Here is a 19,042-nt window from a genome sequence, read left to right on the forward strand (position 1 = left end):
TTTACATTGTTTGAATCCAACCGTATCCAGTTACGAAAGTTTTCCGAAGATGATATTCTAACATATTATAAATGGCATAATGATATAGACGTTATGAGTTCAACTACACTCACTCTTGATAAATATTCCTTTCAAGACACAGAAAAACTTTGCCGGCAATTTATTCATTCTTCGAACTCTAAGACCTATATCATTGAAGAAAAAGCTACGCATCTTCCAATTGGTATTACTTCTTTAATTCATATTGATTCGTATAATCGAAACGCTGAATGCATTATTGATATTGGTAAAAAGGATTACTGGGGGCAAGGTTATGGGCAGGAAGCTTTAACCCTATTATTGGATTATGCATTTTTAGAATTAAATTTACATCGCCTTTCTTTACGAGTATTTTCTTTTAACGATAGAGCAGTTAAATTATATAAATCACTTGGTTTTCAACATGAAGGAACTTGTAAAGAAGCTATATTCCGCAACGGCACTTGGCATGACATTGAACTCTTCGCTTTATTCCAACGTAATTATAAATAAAAAAAGCTTTGCGCTCACCGCGCAAAGCTTTTTTTCATATATTATAGACCAGCTTGCTCTTTTAAAGCTGCAGCTTTGTCTGTACGTTCCCATGATAGATCTACATCAGTACGTCCGAAGTGGCCGTAAGCTGCTGTTTGTTTGTAAATTGGGCGACGTAAGTCTAACATTTTAATAATACCAGCCGGGCGAAGATCGAAGTTGTTACGAACTAGTTCTACTAGTACGTCTTCAGATACTTTACCAGTGCCGAATGTATCAACTGAAATTGATACTGGTTGTGCTACACCGATTGCGTATGCAAGTTGTACTTCTGCTTTTTCAGCAAGACCAGCTGCTACGATGTTTTTCGCAACATAACGAGCTGCATATGCTGCAGAACGGTCAACTTTCGTTGCATCTTTACCAGAGAATGCACCGCCACCGTGGCGAGCGTATCCACCGTAAGTATCAACGATGATTTTACGTCCTGTTAAACCAGCATCACCTTGTGGTCCACCAATTACGAAGCGGCCAGTTGGATTAATGAAGAATTTCGTTTCTCCATCCATTAATTCTGCTGGTACTACAGCTTTAATTACGTGCTCTTTTAAGTCGCGATCGATTTCTTCCCATGTAACATCTGGATGATGTTGTGTAGAAATTACGATAGTATCAACACGTACTGGTTTACCATTTTCATCATACTCAACTGTAACTTGCGTTTTTCCATCTGGACGTAAGTATGATAATGTATCATCTTTACGTACTTCAGTTAAACGGCGAGCTAATTTGTGAGCAAGCGAGATTGGAAGTGGCATTAATTCTTGTGTTTCATTACATGCAAAACCAAACATTAAACCTTGGTCTCCTGCACCAATTGCCTCAATCTCAGCGTCAGTCATTTGACCTTCGCGTGCTTCTAGCGCTTGGTCAACACCCATAGCGATGTCAGCAGACTGCTCATCGATAGATGTTAAAACAGCACAAGTTTCTGCATCGAATCCGTATTTTGCGCGTGTGTAACCAATGCCTTGAATTGTTTCACGAACGATTTTCGGAATATCTACGTAAGTAGAAGTCGTAATTTCCCCCGCTACCAATACTAAACCAGTTGTTACAGTTGTTTCACAAGCTACACGTGCATTTGCGTCTTTTGATAAGATCGCATCTAAAATTGAATCAGAAATTTGGTCACAAATTTTATCTGGATGTCCTTCAGTTACAGACTCAGATGTGAACAGATGACGTTTTTTTGTCATGTGGTAAACCTCCCTACAGTAATTGTATATATTGTACGGAACTCATCCTTAATTTGCCACAAACTGCGACATACATTTATTCTCCCACACAAGCATACAGAAAAACCTTTCCTACTTTACATAGAGGAAAGGTTTAATTTGCTACTTGCATACTGCTTTTTGCCCTTCGCTCTTATCGTTCGAGACCTGTAGCCTCGCACAGGTTTTAGCACCTATTCACCTGCATTTATCAATACAAGTGAGGTTGCTGGGCTTCATCGGGCCTGTCCCTCCGCCAGCTCGGGATAAGAGAGTATCCGTCCCAACCTATACTAAAGAAATGATATTCATTTGTCAATTAATATTCACATTTTCCTGAAAGTTTTTCTCAATACGCCTGAAATGAAATATTAATAAGGAAATAATGCATTCACACAAACAAAAAGAAATAAATAGTATACATTATTTATATAATTGTGTTATACTCTTGTTGGGGATTACGAGAAATATTTCATTAAATGAAAAGGATGGTATATAAATATGAGTACTGTGAATGTCCAAATTGGTTTACACGAATTATTGAACGGAAGCAATGCACAGATTCAACTAAGTGTTCCGCAATTAGTGGAAAAAGTATTAATGCGAAATGAAGGGAAATTAACTTCTACTGGTGCCGTTTCTGCTTCAACAGGAAAATATACAGGACGTTCTCCTAAAGATAAATTTATTGTGAAAGAAGCATCGGTTGCTGACAAAATTGCTTGGGGAGCTGTGAACCAACCGATTTCTGAAGAACATTTTAATAAATTATATACTAAAGTTTTAGAATACTTAAAAGAAAAAGAAGAGTTATTCGTCTTCAAAGGATTTGCAGGCGCTGACCGCAATTACCGCCTACCAATTCAAGTTATTAACGAATATGCATGGCACAATTTATTTGTACATCAATTATTCATTCGTCCAACTGAAGAAGAATTAACGACTCATGAATCAGAGTTCACAATTGTTTCTGCACCGAATTTCAAAGCTGATCCAGCTGTTGACGGTACAAACTCTGAAGCATTCATTATGGTTTCATTCGAAAAACGCATCGTATTAATTGGTGGTACAGAATACGCTGGAGAAATGAAAAAATCAATCTTCTCTATTATGAACTTCTTATTACCTGAACAAGATATTCTTTCTATGCACTGTTCTGCAAACGTAGGTGAAGAAGGCGATGTAGCATTATTCTTCGGTTTATCTGGAACAGGTAAAACAACATTATCTGCTGATCCAAACCGTAAATTAATTGGTGATGATGAGCACGGTTGGTCTGATAACGGTGTATTCAATATTGAAGGCGGTTGCTACGCGAAATGTGTAAACCTTTCTCACGAGAAAGAACCACAAATTTTCGATGCAATCACATTTGGATCTGTTTTAGAAAACGTTATCATTAATGACCAAACGCGTATCGCAGACTATAACGATACTACTTTAACAGAAAATACTCGTGCTGCATACCCTATGCATGCGATCGACAATATCGTACTGCCAAGTGTTGCTGGACACCCAAATACAATCATTTTCTTAACTGCTGATGCATCTGGCGTATTGCCTCCAATCAGTAAGTTATCAAAAGAACAAGCTATGTATCATTTCTTAAGTGGTTACACTAGTAAACTAGCAGGAACAGAGCGCGGTGTTACATCTCCGCAAGCAACATTCTCAACTTGCTTCGGTTCACCATTCTTACCACTTGATGCATCTCGCTATGCTGAAATGCTTGGTGAAAAAATTGAGAAACACGATGCGAAAGTATTCTTAGTAAACACTGGCTGGACTGGTGGCGAATACGGCGTTGGTAAACGTATGAACTTAGGTTACACTCGTGCAATGATTCAAGCTGCATTAAACGGTGAACTTGCGAAAACTGAAACAGCTAAACATGACATCTTCGGTCTTGAAGTTCCACTTCACGTACCAGGTGTACCTGACGAAGTGTTAATGCCTGAACAAACTTGGGCTGATAAAGCTGCTTACAAAGCAAAAGCAATCGAACTTGCAAATGAATTCAAAGCTAACTTCAAAAAGTTCGACAGCGTATCTGAAGACATTATTAACTTAGGCGGTCCAATCGCTTAAATTAAAACTTTCTGTTGGAATAACCCTTTACTCATATGAATAAGTGTCGTGTAACCGTAAAGTTTCGCGTACTCACCGACAAAACCCAATGCGGCTTAACGGTTACACACACTTACATAAAAAAGAAGCTTACGTGAAAACGTAAGCTTCTTTCTATATCTTATATAAAGTGAAACGCTAATCTCTTCATCTATGACCTAGATTATAAAATTACAGCTTCGAATATATACATTATATCCCTACTGGGTTTCACATCGTATGGGGCTAAAAAAGGCCCTGACCGCTTCTATCCGTGGCTGGATCATCTATTCCATCTAAAAAGAAGTCTTTTATCTTTTTTAGCTCTTTGTTAGTTCTTTCTCATCTTTCATGCTATAGTATCCTAAATTAACAACAATTAAGAAATACCCACCCAAAATCCCTACTGCAAATGCCCACATAACCATGTGGTGCTCAATTTCGTACATAATAATAGCACCCAAAATTGCAGCTGCAAAACGGTTAAACATACCGAGTGTCGGTGCTTTCGTCTTCTTTACAATACTATCTCCAAGCTTCTCAATTCGTCTCCCTAAAAGCCAAACGCAATACATACTTACAATAAGCCCAATTCCAGCACCTAGAAAATGAGCTGAAAACGGCGTTAACATCCAGCCTAGTAAAAGAAAACCTAGTAAATAATACGATTGAATTTTAAACGATCTTAATGACATACTAATCATGCTGTTCTCCTCTTCAGTAATTTTTATCTATCCAACAAAAAATTTCTTTCAAATTCATATTCCTTACATCCATTTCACTCAAATTAAAAACAACATAAACAGTATGTTTATGTTGTTTAAATATTTTTAGGAAATAATATTATACAAGATTTAAAACATCATATTCTCATATTTTGTGACGGTTTTTCAAACTTTTTTCGTCCATTTATGAAAAAAATGATATCAATCTATGAACATACGGATATGATGTAATAAGCACACAAATAAAGGGGGCGTCTAATGATTTATTTTTTAATGGCTCTCATTCACCTCATTATCCCTGCACTTATTGGACTTTCATTGTATTGGTACACGAAAAACCATAGCATTTTTTACGCTGTCCTCGGTGTTCTTCTTCCAGGTATTATTCTTATTACACTCTTCCGTATTCCATTTTTAAACTTAATTCCACTTATTACTGCTATCTTATTTCTCATCTTCTTACCAAAAATAAAAAAATAGGAAAGCAGATCATAGGTGATCTGTTTTCCTATTTTGATATAGGTTCCCCTGCAATAGAATGAACTTTTACTTTCTCCGATTTCACAAACCATAGACCGACAAAAATGATAATTCCACCGATGATTTGTTGAAACGATACATATTCATTTGCCCAGACAGCTGCAAATAAAACAGCTACAAGCGGCGTTATATACATATATACCATCGTATGTGACGCCCCAATTTTTTGAACACCAACATACCACATTACTAGACCAAATACTGTTACAAAGAAAATAGAATATAGTAAAGCAAATAGTGTCATTCCGTGAGTAATGTGAAATGGCATGACAAACACATGTGGACCACTTAACAATAATAGCGGAATCGCACCCACTAATGCAGACCATGCTGTAACACGTAATGCTGAATATTTTTTAATTAATGGTCCTGCTAAAACAGGATAAAGCCCCCAGCATATTGATGTAATAAGTCCAATTCCATTGCCATAAAAAGAACTAGTAAGCGAATGTCCTGCTACTAAAACTAATGCTGCACCAACAAAGGCAGTCATAGAACCGATTAACTTTCGAGAAGAAAACTTTTCTTGTTTCAAGAAAATCGCAAATGCAGTTGTAAAAATAGGTGAAATAGAAATGAGTAAAGAGGCATTTGTAGCAGATGTATATTTGACAGTTTCCATAAATAACGTTTGATACAGTACAATACCTACAATGCTAACGATAATTAATCTAGGTATATCCTTTCGCTCCATATAAACCGACTTTTCAATAAAAAAGGTAAGGAGTAACAGAAGCGGTGCCGCCGCCATCATGCGAAGTGCAGTAAACTCAATTGCTGTAAATTCTAAAAGTCCATACTTCGCAATTGTATAGTTAATCCCCCAAATAATAACAACACTTAAAATTAACAACTCAATTCCCCATCTTCTCATGCGTATCCCCTCCGCAAAGAAGATTATACAGAAAATTCAATCACATGTACATTTCATTATGTGAAAAAATCTTTTTACTTTTGAAACGTTTTGGTAAATGAAATTATATCGGCGATTTTCTGAATATATCGGTGCAACTCCATTTATATCGGCGATTTCCCAAATATATCAGCGCAACTCCATTTATATCAGCGATTTTTTCAATATATCGACTTATCAACAAAAATCGACAATAATAGCGACTTATAAAATAAAAAAGGTGATTCCAAAATACATTTTGGAATCACCTTTCCTTTACTATATTCGAACGTGTAACTTCATATTTGGATTATAAAACTGGCTTGGGCTCTTCAACTGAAAAGTTCCTCCACCTTCATGCCAATCAACCGTTAACTTATCGTCCATAAATACAAGCTTTGTACGATCAGCGATAAAGTTCATTGTGCTTGATTCAATATCCACATCGCGCTCATCTTTCTCTGCTACAGCTACTAAATCGATGATTCCGCTCATGACACAACCGCAACCCTCATTATCGTAAAATAACTTTATATATTTCGCTTCACTTGGAATCGTATCCATAATCTTTTTATATGCTGCTTCTGTTACAGTAACGTACATATGTTAATCTTCATCCTCTCTTCTCTTATCATTCATATATTGTATCATCATTTTTCTTAAAAGTTATATACAGAAAATTAAGACTAATATACAATGTATGTGATAAAGTTTCAGTAATCGAGCTTTTATGAGTAGTTCATGCAGGAGAAAGGATGTTTACTATCCGTGTTCAAACTACAACGATATCCCATGTTATTAGGTCTATTTAGTAGTTTCTTCATTTCTAGCGGAATGCTATTACAGCATGTACTTCCCTATTCTCCTTCTATTAGCTGGATCCTAGGTTTTATTTGTTTCCTATCCGCTTCTTATTTTGCTACGAAGAATACAAACAACTCATAAAGCAAGAATCATCTTAAGGAGGATTATCAAACATGCCAGCCTTAAAAAAAATAGAGCAATCACTCGATCACTTATTCCAAATTGAAAAATACGGAAAAGATAGTGCCTTTAGTCGATTTATCCCAGCCATATATGATCCTATCAAATTTCCTTGGCAACAATTTTTCGAAGCAAATTTTGTAGATTTATTTAACGGCCTTATGATGCACGGATCTGAAAATGTAAACAAAGTATTTTTAGCTGTATTCCCTACAGATGACATTCTTGAAACATTCATTTCACAATCCACACCTGGTGATTTACTCTTTATGCACCATCCCCTTGTAATGGAGTGTGGTGATCCGCTTGGAAGATCAGGTCGCGGTTTCATACCAATTCCTGAAAAATATTTGCAAGGAATAAAAGAAAAACAACTTTCTATATATACATGTCATGTACCAATGGATTTTCATCAAACGCATGGAACGAGTATTTCAATTGCAAAAGCATTAAACGCTACTGTAGTGGACGACTTTGCATATGGAGGTCCAGAACAAGAACCAATTGGCCTTATTTGTGAAATAGATGAAACATCAACAGAAGCACTCCAAAAACATCTAAAACAACTCTTCCAGATTCCTTACACAGACTTCGAAGGTAAACGACATGATTCCATTAAAAAAATCGCAATTATCGCTGGGTGTGGCGATGTTGTATCTTTAATGAAGGAAGCAGAAGAAAAAGGTGCTGAAGCATATATTACAGGAGAAATCCACTGCCATATCGACAATGATTACGGCCGACATAAATACTCGCTCATTATGGATTATGTAAAAGAAACGAATATGTCTCTAATTGGTGTGTCACACTCTGCCTCTGAATATTTAGTGAAAGAGACATTGATGTATGATTGGTTTAAAGAAAATTTTGATGTGGATATTATTTTGCTTCCGCAGGAGAAATGGTGGTTATAAATTTTTAAAGAGATAGCCAATTTAGCTATCTCTTTTTACTAAACTTAAAATTTCATGAGGCGTTTGAAAAATATAATCAGCCACCTCGAATCCTTTCCTTGTTTTCGCTCCCCACAGGGCTAAACCAAATTTTGCTCCCGCTTGTTTTGCGCATTGTAAGTCATATACTGAATCACCTATGTATATCGCTTCTTGTGCATCTATATTCAATCTTTTTAGACATGTCACAAGTGGCTCTGGATGTGGTTTATGTTTTATTGTATCTTCTACACAAATAGAGTGTTCAAAATATGAATGTAATCCAAATGGCTTGAAATCATTGATAAACTCTTGGCGTGTTTTTGAAGTAACAATACCTGTTCGAATCTTATATGAAGATACTATTTCAATCACTTCCGCAATTCCTTTAAATACTGTAATTTCATTCTTAAAATCTGCCATATTACGTATCCATTTCTCATGAACTGCTTTCATATTTTCCACACCAATTTCTTGTAACGCAGCCATACCAGGAATACCTAATGCAAAATGTAGCTTTTCTAATGAATAATTCATCCCTTCATCTCGCAACGTTCTCTGTAATGAATATAAAACTGCTTTTTCCGTATCTAACATTGTTCCGTCAATATCAAATATAATTCCCTTCATTTTTGCGTCCCCCTTTACTTCACTCCAGTGATTAGCTCAATTCCATATTCTTTCACTACTCTTTCTAAATTGCCGGGAATAACATCATTCGTAATAATTGTATCTATTGATTCTAATGACAGTGCCTTAAAGTTTTGACGTTGATTCATTTTTGTCTCATCGGCAAGTAAAAACACTCCATTCGTTTGTTTAACAATTTGACGCTTAAAATGAATATCTTCCTCATACGCATAATAAACACCATCTTCTGTAAGGCCGGGTGATCCAATAAAAACTTTATCAAAATGATAATCTTTTAGTTTCTCCATTGCAGAAAAACCCGCCATATAACGTGAGTGTTTATTTAATTCTCCACCCAAAATATGAATATTTACATTCTCCATATCCATTAAATGATTTACTGTATCAATTGAATTTGTAACAACCGTTATATTACTTGCTGTCAAAAATGAAGCCATACAGTTAACAGTTGTTGAAACATCAAGATAAATAATTTCATTATCTCCTACAAAAGAAGCAGCTTGCTTTCCAATAGATATCTTATATTCAATTTCTTTTTCCTCACGATTTACATAATCCGATATTTTACGGTGGAAAGATGATAAAGCTACACCACCATGAGTTCGTATTATTGTTGTTTCATTTGTTAACTTTACAATATCTCTTCTTGCTGTATCTCTGGAAACTTGAAATAGCTCACACATCATCTTCAAACTCATCGTCCTATGTTCATTCAAATAATCCATTATTTTTATTAAACGTTCCTCTTGATTCATACTCTCACCCATTTTCATTTACTTTTAAGTACTTTTAAGTTATTTTAAGTATATCACAACAAAATCTCTTAAATAAACCTTAAAATAACTTAAAACGGAAGTGAGAAAATGCTACGTACAATTATTTTTGATTTTGATGGCACACTAGCTGATACTTTACCTTTATGTTATTACTCGTTTCAAAACGTTTTTTGGCAATTTGATAATAAAGAAATTACTGAAGCAGAGATTCTTTCTATGTTTGGTCCAAGTGAAGTTGGTATTATTCATGAGAACTTACTTTCTGAAGAAAAAGAAGTAGCAGTTGAAAGATACTATGAATGTTATGAAGAAAAGCATCATGATTACGTAAAGCGAAATCATGAAATAGTAGACCTTTTAATACATTTAAAAAAACAAGGGTTTCAGTTAGCTATCGTAACTGGAAAAGCAAAAAGAAGCCTGGATATTTCTCTAAAAGCATTAGGATTAGTTTCTTTCTTCGACTGTATAGTAGCTGGAGATGATGTAATGAAGCCAAAACCTGACCCTGAAGGTATTCTTCTTGTATTAAATACATTAAATGTAAATGCAAACGAAGCAATTTTTATTGGGGATAGTGATGCTGACATACTTGCTGGAAAACAGGCAGATGTACGAACGATTGGCGTACAATGGTTACCAAACTATCAATCTGCTACATTTACTGTGCAACCAGATGATTTTATTAAGAAAACAGATGATTTTCTCATCTCATTAAATACTAGATTTTCAAAATAAGTAATGGATATTTTATAACTACTTATTATTCTGTATTTATAGAAAAAAATTCGATATACAATACACTCTCACCCTATTTTTGAAATCTAGACACAAAATACGATCCGCCACACAAAAATATAGAATTCATAATATATATATTAAGTTATATTTTAAATACTAGATTTTCAAAATATAGAAAGGAGAACGTATATGTACCACTTAATTGCTTTAGTTGCGACGGCAGACGCAACAGCAGTTCTAACGGAAACACCAGAACTATGGTATTTTCCATTAAACCAACGGATAGCGGAGTAGGACAAATTCAAGTATTTAATCCTACTCCGGCAGTAGGTTCCGCTACTGTAACTTGGACTAGTATTACAACTGGAAACCCAGTTGCAAGAGGAGATGCTATATCCCTTTATATTACCCCTGGAATTACTGCAAGTGCTGTATATTCTATTTTTCTAATCACTGACATATAGCAATTCATTTCATAAAAAAAAGACCCGAGATTCGGGTCAACAAATAGAAATATAAATGAACTACAACAAATAACAGACAAAGCCATTATATATTTTTCATAGTAAAACATCCATTATTTTCTTTTTACACTATCAATATATTATTTTTCGTTATCGTCCTCTTTTTTAGAACGTCTACCTAAGAAGAACACAAAAGCATTACTTCCAAATAAGTGATGTTTTTTCTATTTAATGCAGTGGTAACATAACCTCAACCGTTGTTCCAACCCCAACTTCACTTTCAAAACTCATTTTACCATTGTGGTCTTTAATAATTTTTTCTGTAACTACTAAACCTAGACCAGTTCCTGTTTCTTTCGTTGTATAAAAGGCTTCATTTAACTTTGGAATTTTATCTTTTGGAATACCACATCCCTCATCTTTCACTTGAACGATGATTCCATCTTTTACAGTAACTTTAATCGTAATTTTTCCCCCAACTGACATTGCTTCAATTGCATTTTTGATTAAATTAAAAAAGACCTGTTTTAATCGTTTTTCATCACATGTAATGGACGGTAAGTCTTTACTGTAAATACCTTGTATGTGGACTCCTTGTTTTAAAGCAGGCTTTTCCATAACTCGAATAACATAAGAGATAATTTCTTGTATGTTATGAGTTTCTGATTCTAGTGATTTAGATTTCTCAAATCCACTAAGTTCTGTAGCAATTATATGAATCCGATCTACTTCTTGTTTCATAATATCACTATAAATTTTATCCTCTGGATGCTTGTCGGCTTGTTTATTCACAAGTTTTTTTAAGTTTGCTAAAGGTCTTCTAATCTTATAACCAATAACCGTTGCCATTTTTCCAACAGCTGCTAGTTTTTCTGTCTGTTTTATTTCTTTGTCCATCATCTCAAGCGTACGAACGTAAGACTGAACCCTCAAAAATATAATCCAACATATAATAGTAAATACACTATATAATGCCATTGGGATTAAAACGAGAGAAGATTGAATAATGATTCCTGTAAGAGCGTACTTCCCGACAAGTATCGCTGGAACTAACCAGAAATATCTTTTGTTCACAAAGATTGGTGCAAACAAAATAAAAAATACTTCTACTATATTTCCACCGTCAAATTCCGCATCGCTACCATAATAAATCATAATGTTATGGATACAATCTAATACATTATAGCCAATTAGAATAATATACTTTACCACAAAAACATTCTTCCATTTCATAAAGTATATTCCACTGCAAAACAATACTACCGTCAAAAAGTAAAGCCATAAACCTAAACCATCTTCAAACTTTCCTACGCCTTCTTGCTCTCCCGCGATTAAAGGTACGATAAATTCATAGGCAAGATCATACACAAAAAATATAATAAAAAATAAACTTAAAAATACTTTCAATGCCTTTATTTCTTCATTTTTAAATATATAGCCTTTATTCATATGGTAACTCCTAGCTTTTCTTCCACTTGGATTTCAGTATTTCCACACTTCCTTGGGAGAATGATGTCTATTCTCGTTCCAGTATCTCTTTCACTTGAAATATGCAGCTCACCAAGGTGCTCGGCGACAATTCGATTCGCTACCGTAAGTCCCAGACCAATTTTATCTTGTTTCGTTGTATAAAAGGCTTCTGTAACACGGGTTAAGTTTTCTTGCTTAATACCATGACCATTATCGATTACGCTGATTATTATATATTCTTTCCCTTTATTCTCTAATTGCAAATGTAATATGCCACCTTGTTCCATTGCCTCTAAAGCATTTTTTATCGTATATAAAAAGACTCCTCTTATTTTTCGTTCATCACATTCAACTTCTATTGTTTTTTCTTCCACATTAGAAATAAACTGCACGTTTAATTCATTCATTTTTCCGCGAAGACTTGTTATTACTTGTAATACAATTTTTCCTACATCATGTTTCTTATAAATAGAAGGTTTGCATGTAGCAACTTCCATCAACTCGCTTATCATATTATTCATATTTTCTATTTCAAAAATCATACGTTTATAAATAGGATCCTCTTCATGCTTCTCTCGTTGTAATTGCGTAAATCCTTTTAATGAAGCCAGTGGATTTTTAATTTCATGTCCAACAGTCGCTGCCATTTTTCCGATTACTGCTAATTTTTGTGATTCACTAGCAATCGCAATACTTTCCTTTACGGCTGAAAGATATTGTAAAAATCGATTTAAAATGATATATACAACTATTAACATAAGTGTACACATAATAAGGAACATAAATGCTTTTATTTCCTCTAATACAAATAAATAAATTAAATATTTTCCTACAATAGAGGAAAGCAAAAACACATAAAATTTTTTATTTAAAAATATGGGTACAAAGAAAATGAGAATAATTTCTATTATATTTGTCGCATCAAACGCCGCCTTATTATAAAAAATATACGAAACTATATTAGCGATTTCTATCCCTATGTATGCAAATATCCATGCATATTTAACAAGGTTTGCCTTCTCTTTTTTCAGTAAATATATATTCACGCATAGTATTGCTACTCCGCAAATAACTTGCCATATTATGTTGTATCCCTTATCCATTATTGATTTATCTTCTAATACGATTGCATAGAAAATTTGATATACAATAACAATGACATATAACACCCATAAAAGGAGTTTTGCATTCCTTTCTTCTTCTTTATATGATAGAAAACTTTCTTTCACTTCAACACCCCTTCAAAATAACATCTCAAAGAATACCATTTATTATAATAAATGATTTTCATAGACAAACAAAGATAAATCGAACATTTGAGGAAAATCGTACCAAAAACGCAATATATTTAGACTATATACAGAGCATAAAATCTATGATCATTAATACGTATATTATGGAGGATGTTTTATATAGACGGCCTAAAAAGTAAAACAAAGCTTTTAGAATGGAGCCTATTGATAGAACAGGGGGAGTTTTATGTTTGTTACTGTCGAGAAAGATGTGCATATTTTTGTGCAAGACGTTAATCCTGGTCCAGGTAGTAAGACTGTTTTCTTCGTTCACGGATGGCCTTTAAATCATCAAATGTATCAATATCAACTCAATGTTTTACCAGAGCATGGCTTTCGTTGTATCGCCATGGATATACGAGGGAATGGGCAATCTGATAAGCCATGGACTGGTTACACGTATGATCGATTAGCCGATGATATCGCAATTGTTCTAGAAGCACTCCAAGTAGAGAACGCTACATTAGTCGGTTTCTCAGTTGGTGGTGCTCTTTCTATTCGCTATATGTCTCGCTATCATGGGCGCCGCATTTCTAAGCTCGCATTAATTGACGCTGTCTCCCCCTCTTTCGTTAAAAATCAAGAGTCCCCTTACGGTGTACCGAAAGAACAAGCAGATGCTCTCATTAATCAAATGTATGCTAATTTACCAAAATTTTTAAATGACGTATCTTTATCCTTTTTCAATAGAAACTTAGGGGCTGCAACCCTTGAATGGTTTTCTTATCTCGGTATGCAGTCCGCTTCTTATGCCCTTATCAAAATTTTACAAGCAGCTGCAAATGAAGATGTAACGAAAGATTTAAATAAAATTAACGTCCCAACAAAAATCTTCCACGGCGTTCACGACCAACTAATTCCTTACAAAAGTGCTGAGCTTACGCAACAACGAATTAAAAATTCTCAGTTACATGCTCTTACAAATAGTGGTCATGGTTCACCAATCGATCAAGCGGATGAATTAAATAAAGAACTGATAAAATTTTTACATGCATAACAACTGCAATACAAGAACGAAAGTTAATATAATAGATTTTTCACAAAACATAAAATTCACATATTTCTCACAAATACACAAATAAAACGATTACATTTTCATATATACTAAATGTACAGGTAATACTCCCTAAACCCAGCTTGTCTGGTTACCCCGTTAAATACTATGAAAAAAGAACTTGTATCGTTATACAAGTTCTTTTTGTTTCTTTTATTTAAAGAGGATATCTGTACTATATTGATTTCCAACGAGTAAATCATATTGGAGCATTTTATATTGCTCTAACATTTCTTTTTGTTTCTTTGTTAAATCATTGATTACTTCTCCATTTTTATCAACTTTTAATTCATCTCTAAGCACTGGTATTTCCTTGTAAAGTTCCGATAAAAATTGATAAAATAAGGATTTATTTAATCCTGCATAATCAAAAATAAGATTAGAAAAATGAATTGGGCTTACTAAACCTAAATTATCATTTGGCATATCAAAGTTTGCATACATTAATAGCGGCGTTTGCGCCATCGCTAAACGTTCACTCGGTGTTTTTTCATTCGTTATATACCCGTTTTCTTTATAAAAAGATTTATTTGTTCCTAGTGATGGAAGATGATCTCCAAAGAATACTAATAATGTAGGTCTATCTAAATTATCTAGTTGCTCTATTAAATATTGAAGTGCCTCATCTGAACGTCTTAACCCTTCTGTATACGTCTCTAATTCTCCCTTTGATTCTTCATTTTCTAGCCCGCTAATTTCTATTAGGTTTTCACCAAATCGGCCCTCTGTAAATGGAAAATGATTTTGCATCGTAACTGCATGAATAAATGTAGGCTGTTTTTGTTCCTCTAACTCAGCAATTATCTCTTTACTCATCGCTAAATCACTAATATAATCTCCATCAATATCCACATTTTTCATCGTGTCCTCTGCATTAAACTTATCAAATCCTAACACCTTATATACATCATCACGTTTAAAGAATGTGCGACCAAATGAATGAATTGCACTTGTGTAATACCCTTCTTTTTTCAACGCCGTAGGGATTGATGGAATTTCTTTCTTATTTGTAATAACCTGCTGATATGGTATAGAACCTGGCTTTAACAAACTCATTGAATAACTTGTTAATGCCTCAAATTCAACGTTCGCCGTATTTCCCCCAAATGTAGGAGAAATAGTTTGTCCCCCAGGAAAGTTTTCTATATAATGATGTAAATTTGGTACAGGATCTTCACTAAAAGAAAGGTTGGTTACTTTCGTCGGATCCCAAAACGATTCACTCATTACAAAAATAATATTCGGTTTCTCTTTTTTCTTTTGACTCCCTATATTTCCACTATATTGTTTTTTTATATCGTTTGCTATTTGAAGCATATTTTCTTTAGAATAATTTTTTGGTTTTTCCATAACTGTTGTATCTAAATTGCTAATAAACCCAAGTATAAAACCATTTGAAGCGTAGTTCTCATTTTGATTCCACAAAACAAAATCTACACCTGATTTTTGAAATACTTTATTCATAAATGTATTCGCAAAATTGCCATACGCATATAGAACAAAAATAGATCCTACTACTAATAAGGCTCTTATTCCTAGATGAATCTTTACATTTTGAATATACCTTCTCATATATATCCCTGCTACAATACAAGCTACGATACTTAAGATAATGACAAAAATATAACTCCAACTAAAATAGTCCATCACCATCGGTATAACAGATTGCATATGAGTAATTTGTGTGAAATCAGAAGGATATAACGGATCACCTCTAAAAATAAGCTTCAAATAATTCACAATACATAAAATGACTAACGTACAGCTCGTTAAAACCATACTTAGAAAAACCTTACCTATTAAATTATATACAAGAATATATATCGCATAAATTACTACAAAACTTAATATAAACTGCATATTATAAAAGTAAATCCAATTCATTGCCTCTATGAAACTCATATTAACTTGCATGACAATATAAAATAACGCTACTGTATGAGCTAATAAAAGTAATATAAAATGCACTCGCAGGGATGCTCTAAGTATAGACATCTCTTTTTTAATGAAATGCGTAATATAAAACGTTATGCCCCATATGAACATCATCATAACACTTAAAACAAGCTTTTGATTTAAATGATCTTTCATCATGTCTAAATTAAAAACCTTTAAAATCATAAACAGCATAGTTATTACTAATAAAGTCACCATACTACTTATAATGCTAGAAATTAATATATTTCTTTTTGGAAGATGAAAAAGTGTAGAACCATACTTCAATTCATTCCCTCGTTTCTATGTCTTAATTTCCCCGCATCGAAAGAACTATTTCTATTAAAATAACATATATTACATATTTCGTCAGCATACTTGCTTCTACCATAAATGTATTGTCTTAATCTTCCCTTAATCAACAGTTAAATTGTGGTATACAAATTACTCATTCTTGAAAAACTTAATTTCAGCATTCCACTTTATGATATAATAACTATGTTTTGGAAATCCTTAATACTATTAAAGATTTCACATAAAATTACGAAAGAATTAATAAAAAAGGAGTTGCTCATTTTTGCTTACTAAGTTTAAGAGTTTGCCTAAAGCGGTATATGCAATTTTGGCGCTTTCTTTCCTGTTGCACGTTTTTTGTTTAGTAAAACAGCCAGGATTAGATGGAGAGTTAGTCAAAGTAACATATGGTGCAAATGATGCCTTTAACTATTCGTTAACAGCTGAACAACTATTAAAACATGGTGTATTTGGTTATGTGTATTTAGAACCTAGTGAAGTTCCAGGGAAAAATGCATATATTACACCAGGTCAGCCATTACTATTAGCTGGCGCTATGATTATTTCTGATATTACATCAATTCCTTACTATTACGTAGCAACTGTTATTAACATGATCATGAACCTTTGCACAGTGCTATTAGTATTCTTAATAGGAAAAGAATTGTTCGAAAAAAACATTTATGGAATTGTTGCAAGTATTTTATATGCTATTTATCCAAGTAACTATACATACTTCCGTACATTGCTAACAGAAGTTCCATCCATATTCTTATTGGCGTTATGTGTATATGTATTTGTTCTCGCATGGAAATACAATAAAGTGAAATTCCATATATGGTTTGGAATTGTCGTTTCAATTTTACTTATGTTCCGTCCAAATCCAGCTCCAATGATGCTCATTCCTGTTCTTGTTGTGTTATTTACATATGGATTTAAAGAATCCATTCGAATCGGATTGTTATGGTTTATCGGACCTTTCTTTATTATTGGCGCATGGGTTGTTCGTAACTACTTAGCACTCAACCAATTTATTTTATTCTCAACCCAAGGTGCAGATCCACTAATTGCCGGTGCAGATCCATTTAATAAAATTGGATATGAAAATATAGTAAATGAAATGAGAGCTAAAGGCTTAGATGACAAAGGTGCATACGCAAAAGAATTAATTAAGAACGGATTTAAGACGGACTTCACTTATTGGTTCTCTTGGTTCACTGTCGGTAAAACAATTGAATTATTCAAAACAGCTCCTGCTGTAGACCAATATCGTATTCACAACTTTATGCAACTATGTCATAGAGTGTTTATCATCGGTACATTCTTGAGCAGCTTCTGCTTCATGCTAAATTCATTTAAACATAAACGCGTTATGATGCTAGTAGCAAGTTCAATTATTTACATTATCTTCTCAAACTTATTCTTAGCAATTAATCGCTATGGATTTTTCATTAATCCTCTTATGTGCTTAATTCTTGCATACGGATTAATTCACATTGTGCAGAAGCTTCCATTCTTCCGCACTAATCAAGCATAATAAGAAAGAGGTCGTCCACCGTTGGACGACCTCTTTCTTATTCCCCCACACTTTACACACGGCCAATTTGTCCATTCTGTAATCACACTTTAATTCCGTATGTATGTGTGTCTGTATTTGTCAAAATATCTTTCACAACACCACTCACTGTTTTACGTATAAATGCAAGTTTTTTACAACTATTACTATAACGAAAAGAGAAAATGATTAGTATGTGTATTATATAAAAGGGAGCAGCCATATTTTCCATACGATACATACGAGCACTATAACTACAAAATCAAAAAAATCTAATCTCGGTCCTTTTTTCATATTCATATGTAGCCACATATGAAACCATTTTATTTTTGTATATTTATGGATGTTTTTCTTTGCAAATCGGTAAATAAGCATTTGCATAATAAAAAATCCGGCCACAAAAATAAATAATAAGATGAGAAATCCAATCACAAAATTCCTCCTATTTTTGTAGCGTTTTTTCTACTATCCGATTTTTCAAAACCCACTCTTCAAACTGGGCACTTCCAAATTCCCAACTAAGATCGCGAGCATGTACAGAAAAAACGTAATAACCGGCATATTCGTCCATAAACCTACCTAACTCTACATCGTCTTTCTGAATACCGTATACTCCAAAATTAAAATACACATCCCATACGTCTTCATTCTTCCTCTTATAAGCGATCGATTCCATATCACATTCTGTCCCGAAATAATCAAGATGTAAATGTACGCTATCATCGTATTCGTACTCCATTTTATCACCCCTTATATTTGTACTTCTTTACCACCCAAAAAATTCCTGCTATCTACACTCACATATGGGCACTTACCTACATATCATGCTTGTAGAGTGACT

The 19,042-nt window shown here is 33.9% G+C and carries 18 protein-coding genes, 2 pseudogenes and 1 riboswitch; of the genes and pseudogenes, 8 read left to right on the top strand and 12 right to left on the bottom strand.

All coding sequences use genetic code 11. From position 1 onward, the window contains the following. Window positions 1-6 precede the first annotated feature (6 nt). Complete coding sequence (locus tag ACXKY9_RS23290) at window positions 7-531, top strand: GNAT family N-acetyltransferase (protein ID WP_000464121.1); 525 nt, start codon at window positions 7-9, stop codon at window positions 529-531. A gap of 41 nt (window positions 532-572) precedes the next feature. Here the strand turns inward: ACXKY9_RS23290 and metK are convergent, their stop codons facing one another. After that, a complete protein-coding gene (gene metK / locus ACXKY9_RS23295; RefSeq protein ID WP_000163123.1) occupies window positions 573-1,772 on the bottom strand; it encodes a methionine adenosyltransferase in 1,200 nt (399 codons plus the stop codon). A 169-nt stretch (window positions 1,773-1,941) separates the two neighbouring features. Next, a riboswitch (SAM riboswitch) is annotated at window positions 1,942-2,063 on the bottom strand. 228 nt (window positions 2,064-2,291) lie between these two features. On the opposite strand from metK, the gene pckA reads away from it, so the two are divergent. Continuing rightward, window positions 2,292-3,878, top strand: coding sequence for a phosphoenolpyruvate carboxykinase (ATP) (pckA, locus tag ACXKY9_RS23300; RefSeq protein ID WP_000108802.1), 1,587 nt, complete (start codon window positions 2,292-2,294; stop codon window positions 3,876-3,878). A 338-nt stretch (window positions 3,879-4,216) separates the two neighbouring features. Here pckA and ACXKY9_RS23305 read toward each other — a convergent pair whose 3' ends face one another. Beyond that, window positions 4,217-4,600, bottom strand: a complete 384-nt coding sequence (locus ACXKY9_RS23305) for an ATP synthase subunit I (RefSeq protein WP_000624933.1) — start codon at window positions 4,598-4,600, stop codon at window positions 4,217-4,219. A gap of 279 nt (window positions 4,601-4,879) precedes the next feature. Between ACXKY9_RS23305 and ACXKY9_RS23310 the strand changes: the two genes are divergently transcribed. Continuing rightward, window positions 4,880-5,101 (top strand): hypothetical protein, encoded by a 222-nt coding sequence (locus ACXKY9_RS23310; RefSeq protein WP_000639042.1) that lies wholly within the window; start codon window positions 4,880-4,882, stop codon window positions 5,099-5,101. A 28-nt stretch (window positions 5,102-5,129) separates the two neighbouring features. On the opposite strand, the gene ACXKY9_RS23315 is transcribed toward ACXKY9_RS23310, so the two are convergent. Continuing rightward, the gene (locus ACXKY9_RS23315; protein ID WP_001255414.1) at window positions 5,130-6,035 is read right to left on the bottom strand and encodes a DMT family transporter; all 906 of its coding nucleotides are present in this window, start codon (window positions 6,033-6,035) and stop codon (window positions 5,130-5,132) included. A gap of 297 nt (window positions 6,036-6,332) precedes the next feature. Then, window positions 6,333-6,656 carry an iron-sulfur cluster biosynthesis family protein gene (locus ACXKY9_RS23320; RefSeq protein ID WP_000289569.1) on the bottom strand — a complete coding sequence of 108 codons (324 nt, stop codon included), beginning with the start codon at window positions 6,654-6,656 and terminating at the stop codon, window positions 6,333-6,335. A 374-nt stretch (window positions 6,657-7,030) separates the two neighbouring features. On the opposite strand from ACXKY9_RS23320, the gene ACXKY9_RS23325 reads away from it, so the two are divergent. Further along, entirely contained in the window at window positions 7,031-7,951 is a 921-nt protein-coding gene (locus ACXKY9_RS23325; protein ID WP_001111114.1) for a Nif3-like dinuclear metal center hexameric protein, read from the top strand. A gap of 21 nt (window positions 7,952-7,972) precedes the next feature. On the opposite strand, the gene ACXKY9_RS23330 is transcribed toward ACXKY9_RS23325, so the two are convergent. Together ACXKY9_RS23330 and ACXKY9_RS23335 are read right to left on the bottom strand one after the other, a co-directional pair. Next, window positions 7,973-8,599: an HAD family hydrolase gene (locus ACXKY9_RS23330; protein WP_000676033.1), complete on the bottom strand. Its 627-nt coding sequence runs from the start codon at window positions 8,597-8,599 to the stop codon at window positions 7,973-7,975. A gap of 14 nt (window positions 8,600-8,613) precedes the next feature. Further along, window positions 8,614-9,375 carry a DeoR/GlpR family DNA-binding transcription regulator gene (locus tag ACXKY9_RS23335; RefSeq protein ID WP_015382478.1) on the bottom strand — a complete coding sequence of 254 codons (762 nt, stop codon included), beginning with the start codon at window positions 9,373-9,375 and terminating at the stop codon, window positions 8,614-8,616. A gap of 108 nt (window positions 9,376-9,483) precedes the next feature. Here ACXKY9_RS23335 and ACXKY9_RS23340 point away from each other — a divergent pair, with 108 nt between their 5' ends. Both ACXKY9_RS23340 and ACXKY9_RS23345 read left to right on the top strand, forming a co-directional pair. Further along, complete coding sequence (locus ACXKY9_RS23340; protein ID WP_000946543.1) at window positions 9,484-10,134, top strand: HAD family hydrolase; 651 nt, start codon at window positions 9,484-9,486, stop codon at window positions 10,132-10,134. A 251-nt stretch (window positions 10,135-10,385) separates the two neighbouring features. After that, window positions 10,386-10,601 (top strand): annotated as a pseudogene (locus ACXKY9_RS23345) (collagen-like protein); the annotation flags it as partial. Between the two features lie 228 nt (window positions 10,602-10,829). On the opposite strand, the gene ACXKY9_RS23350 reads toward ACXKY9_RS23345, so the two are convergent. Further along, the gene (locus ACXKY9_RS23350; RefSeq protein ID WP_001032636.1) at window positions 10,830-12,050 is read right to left on the bottom strand and encodes an ATP-binding protein; all 1,221 of its coding nucleotides are present in this window, start codon (window positions 12,048-12,050) and stop codon (window positions 10,830-10,832) included. Then, a complete protein-coding gene (locus ACXKY9_RS23355; protein WP_000664896.1) occupies window positions 12,047-13,300 on the bottom strand; it encodes an ATP-binding protein in 1,254 nt (417 codons plus the stop codon). The genes ACXKY9_RS23350 and ACXKY9_RS23355 overlap by 4 nt, the downstream gene beginning before the upstream one ends. A 250-nt stretch (window positions 13,301-13,550) precedes the next feature. Here ACXKY9_RS23355 and ACXKY9_RS23360 point away from each other — a divergent pair, with 250 nt between their 5' ends. Further along, on the top strand, window positions 13,551-14,360 hold the full coding sequence (locus tag ACXKY9_RS23360) for an alpha/beta fold hydrolase (protein ID WP_000498275.1): 810 nt from the start codon (window positions 13,551-13,553) through the stop codon (window positions 14,358-14,360). 210 nt (window positions 14,361-14,570) lie between these two features. On the opposite strand, the gene ACXKY9_RS23365 is transcribed toward ACXKY9_RS23360, so the two are convergent. After that, the gene (locus tag ACXKY9_RS23365; RefSeq protein ID WP_000873637.1) at window positions 14,571-16,640 is read right to left on the bottom strand and encodes an LTA synthase family protein; all 2,070 of its coding nucleotides are present in this window, start codon (window positions 16,638-16,640) and stop codon (window positions 14,571-14,573) included. A gap of 289 nt (window positions 16,641-16,929) precedes the next feature. On the opposite strand from ACXKY9_RS23365, the gene ACXKY9_RS23370 reads away from it, so the two are divergent. Further along, window positions 16,930-18,183: a glycosyltransferase family 39 protein gene (locus ACXKY9_RS23370; protein WP_000956220.1), complete on the top strand. Its 1,254-nt coding sequence runs from the start codon at window positions 16,930-16,932 to the stop codon at window positions 18,181-18,183. 82 nt (window positions 18,184-18,265) lie between these two features. On the opposite strand, the pseudogene ACXKY9_RS23375 reads toward ACXKY9_RS23370, so the two are convergent. The 3 genes and pseudogenes from ACXKY9_RS23375 to ACXKY9_RS23385 form a co-directional block, all read right to left on the bottom strand. Next, window positions 18,266-18,337: pseudogene (locus ACXKY9_RS23375) on the bottom strand (DUF2196 domain-containing protein); the annotation flags it as partial. 65 nt (window positions 18,338-18,402) lie between these two features. After that, window positions 18,403-18,633, bottom strand: coding sequence for a hypothetical protein (locus tag ACXKY9_RS23380; protein ID WP_000578981.1), 231 nt, complete (start codon window positions 18,631-18,633; stop codon window positions 18,403-18,405). A 10-nt stretch (window positions 18,634-18,643) separates the two neighbouring features. Then, window positions 18,644-18,940 carry a DUF3986 family protein gene (locus ACXKY9_RS23385; RefSeq protein ID WP_000455580.1) on the bottom strand — a complete coding sequence of 99 codons (297 nt, stop codon included), beginning with the start codon at window positions 18,938-18,940 and terminating at the stop codon, window positions 18,644-18,646. Between the last annotated feature and the right edge of the window lie 102 nt (window positions 18,941-19,042).

The sequence above is a fragment of the Bacillus sp. 2175 genome (assembly GCF_057812155.1).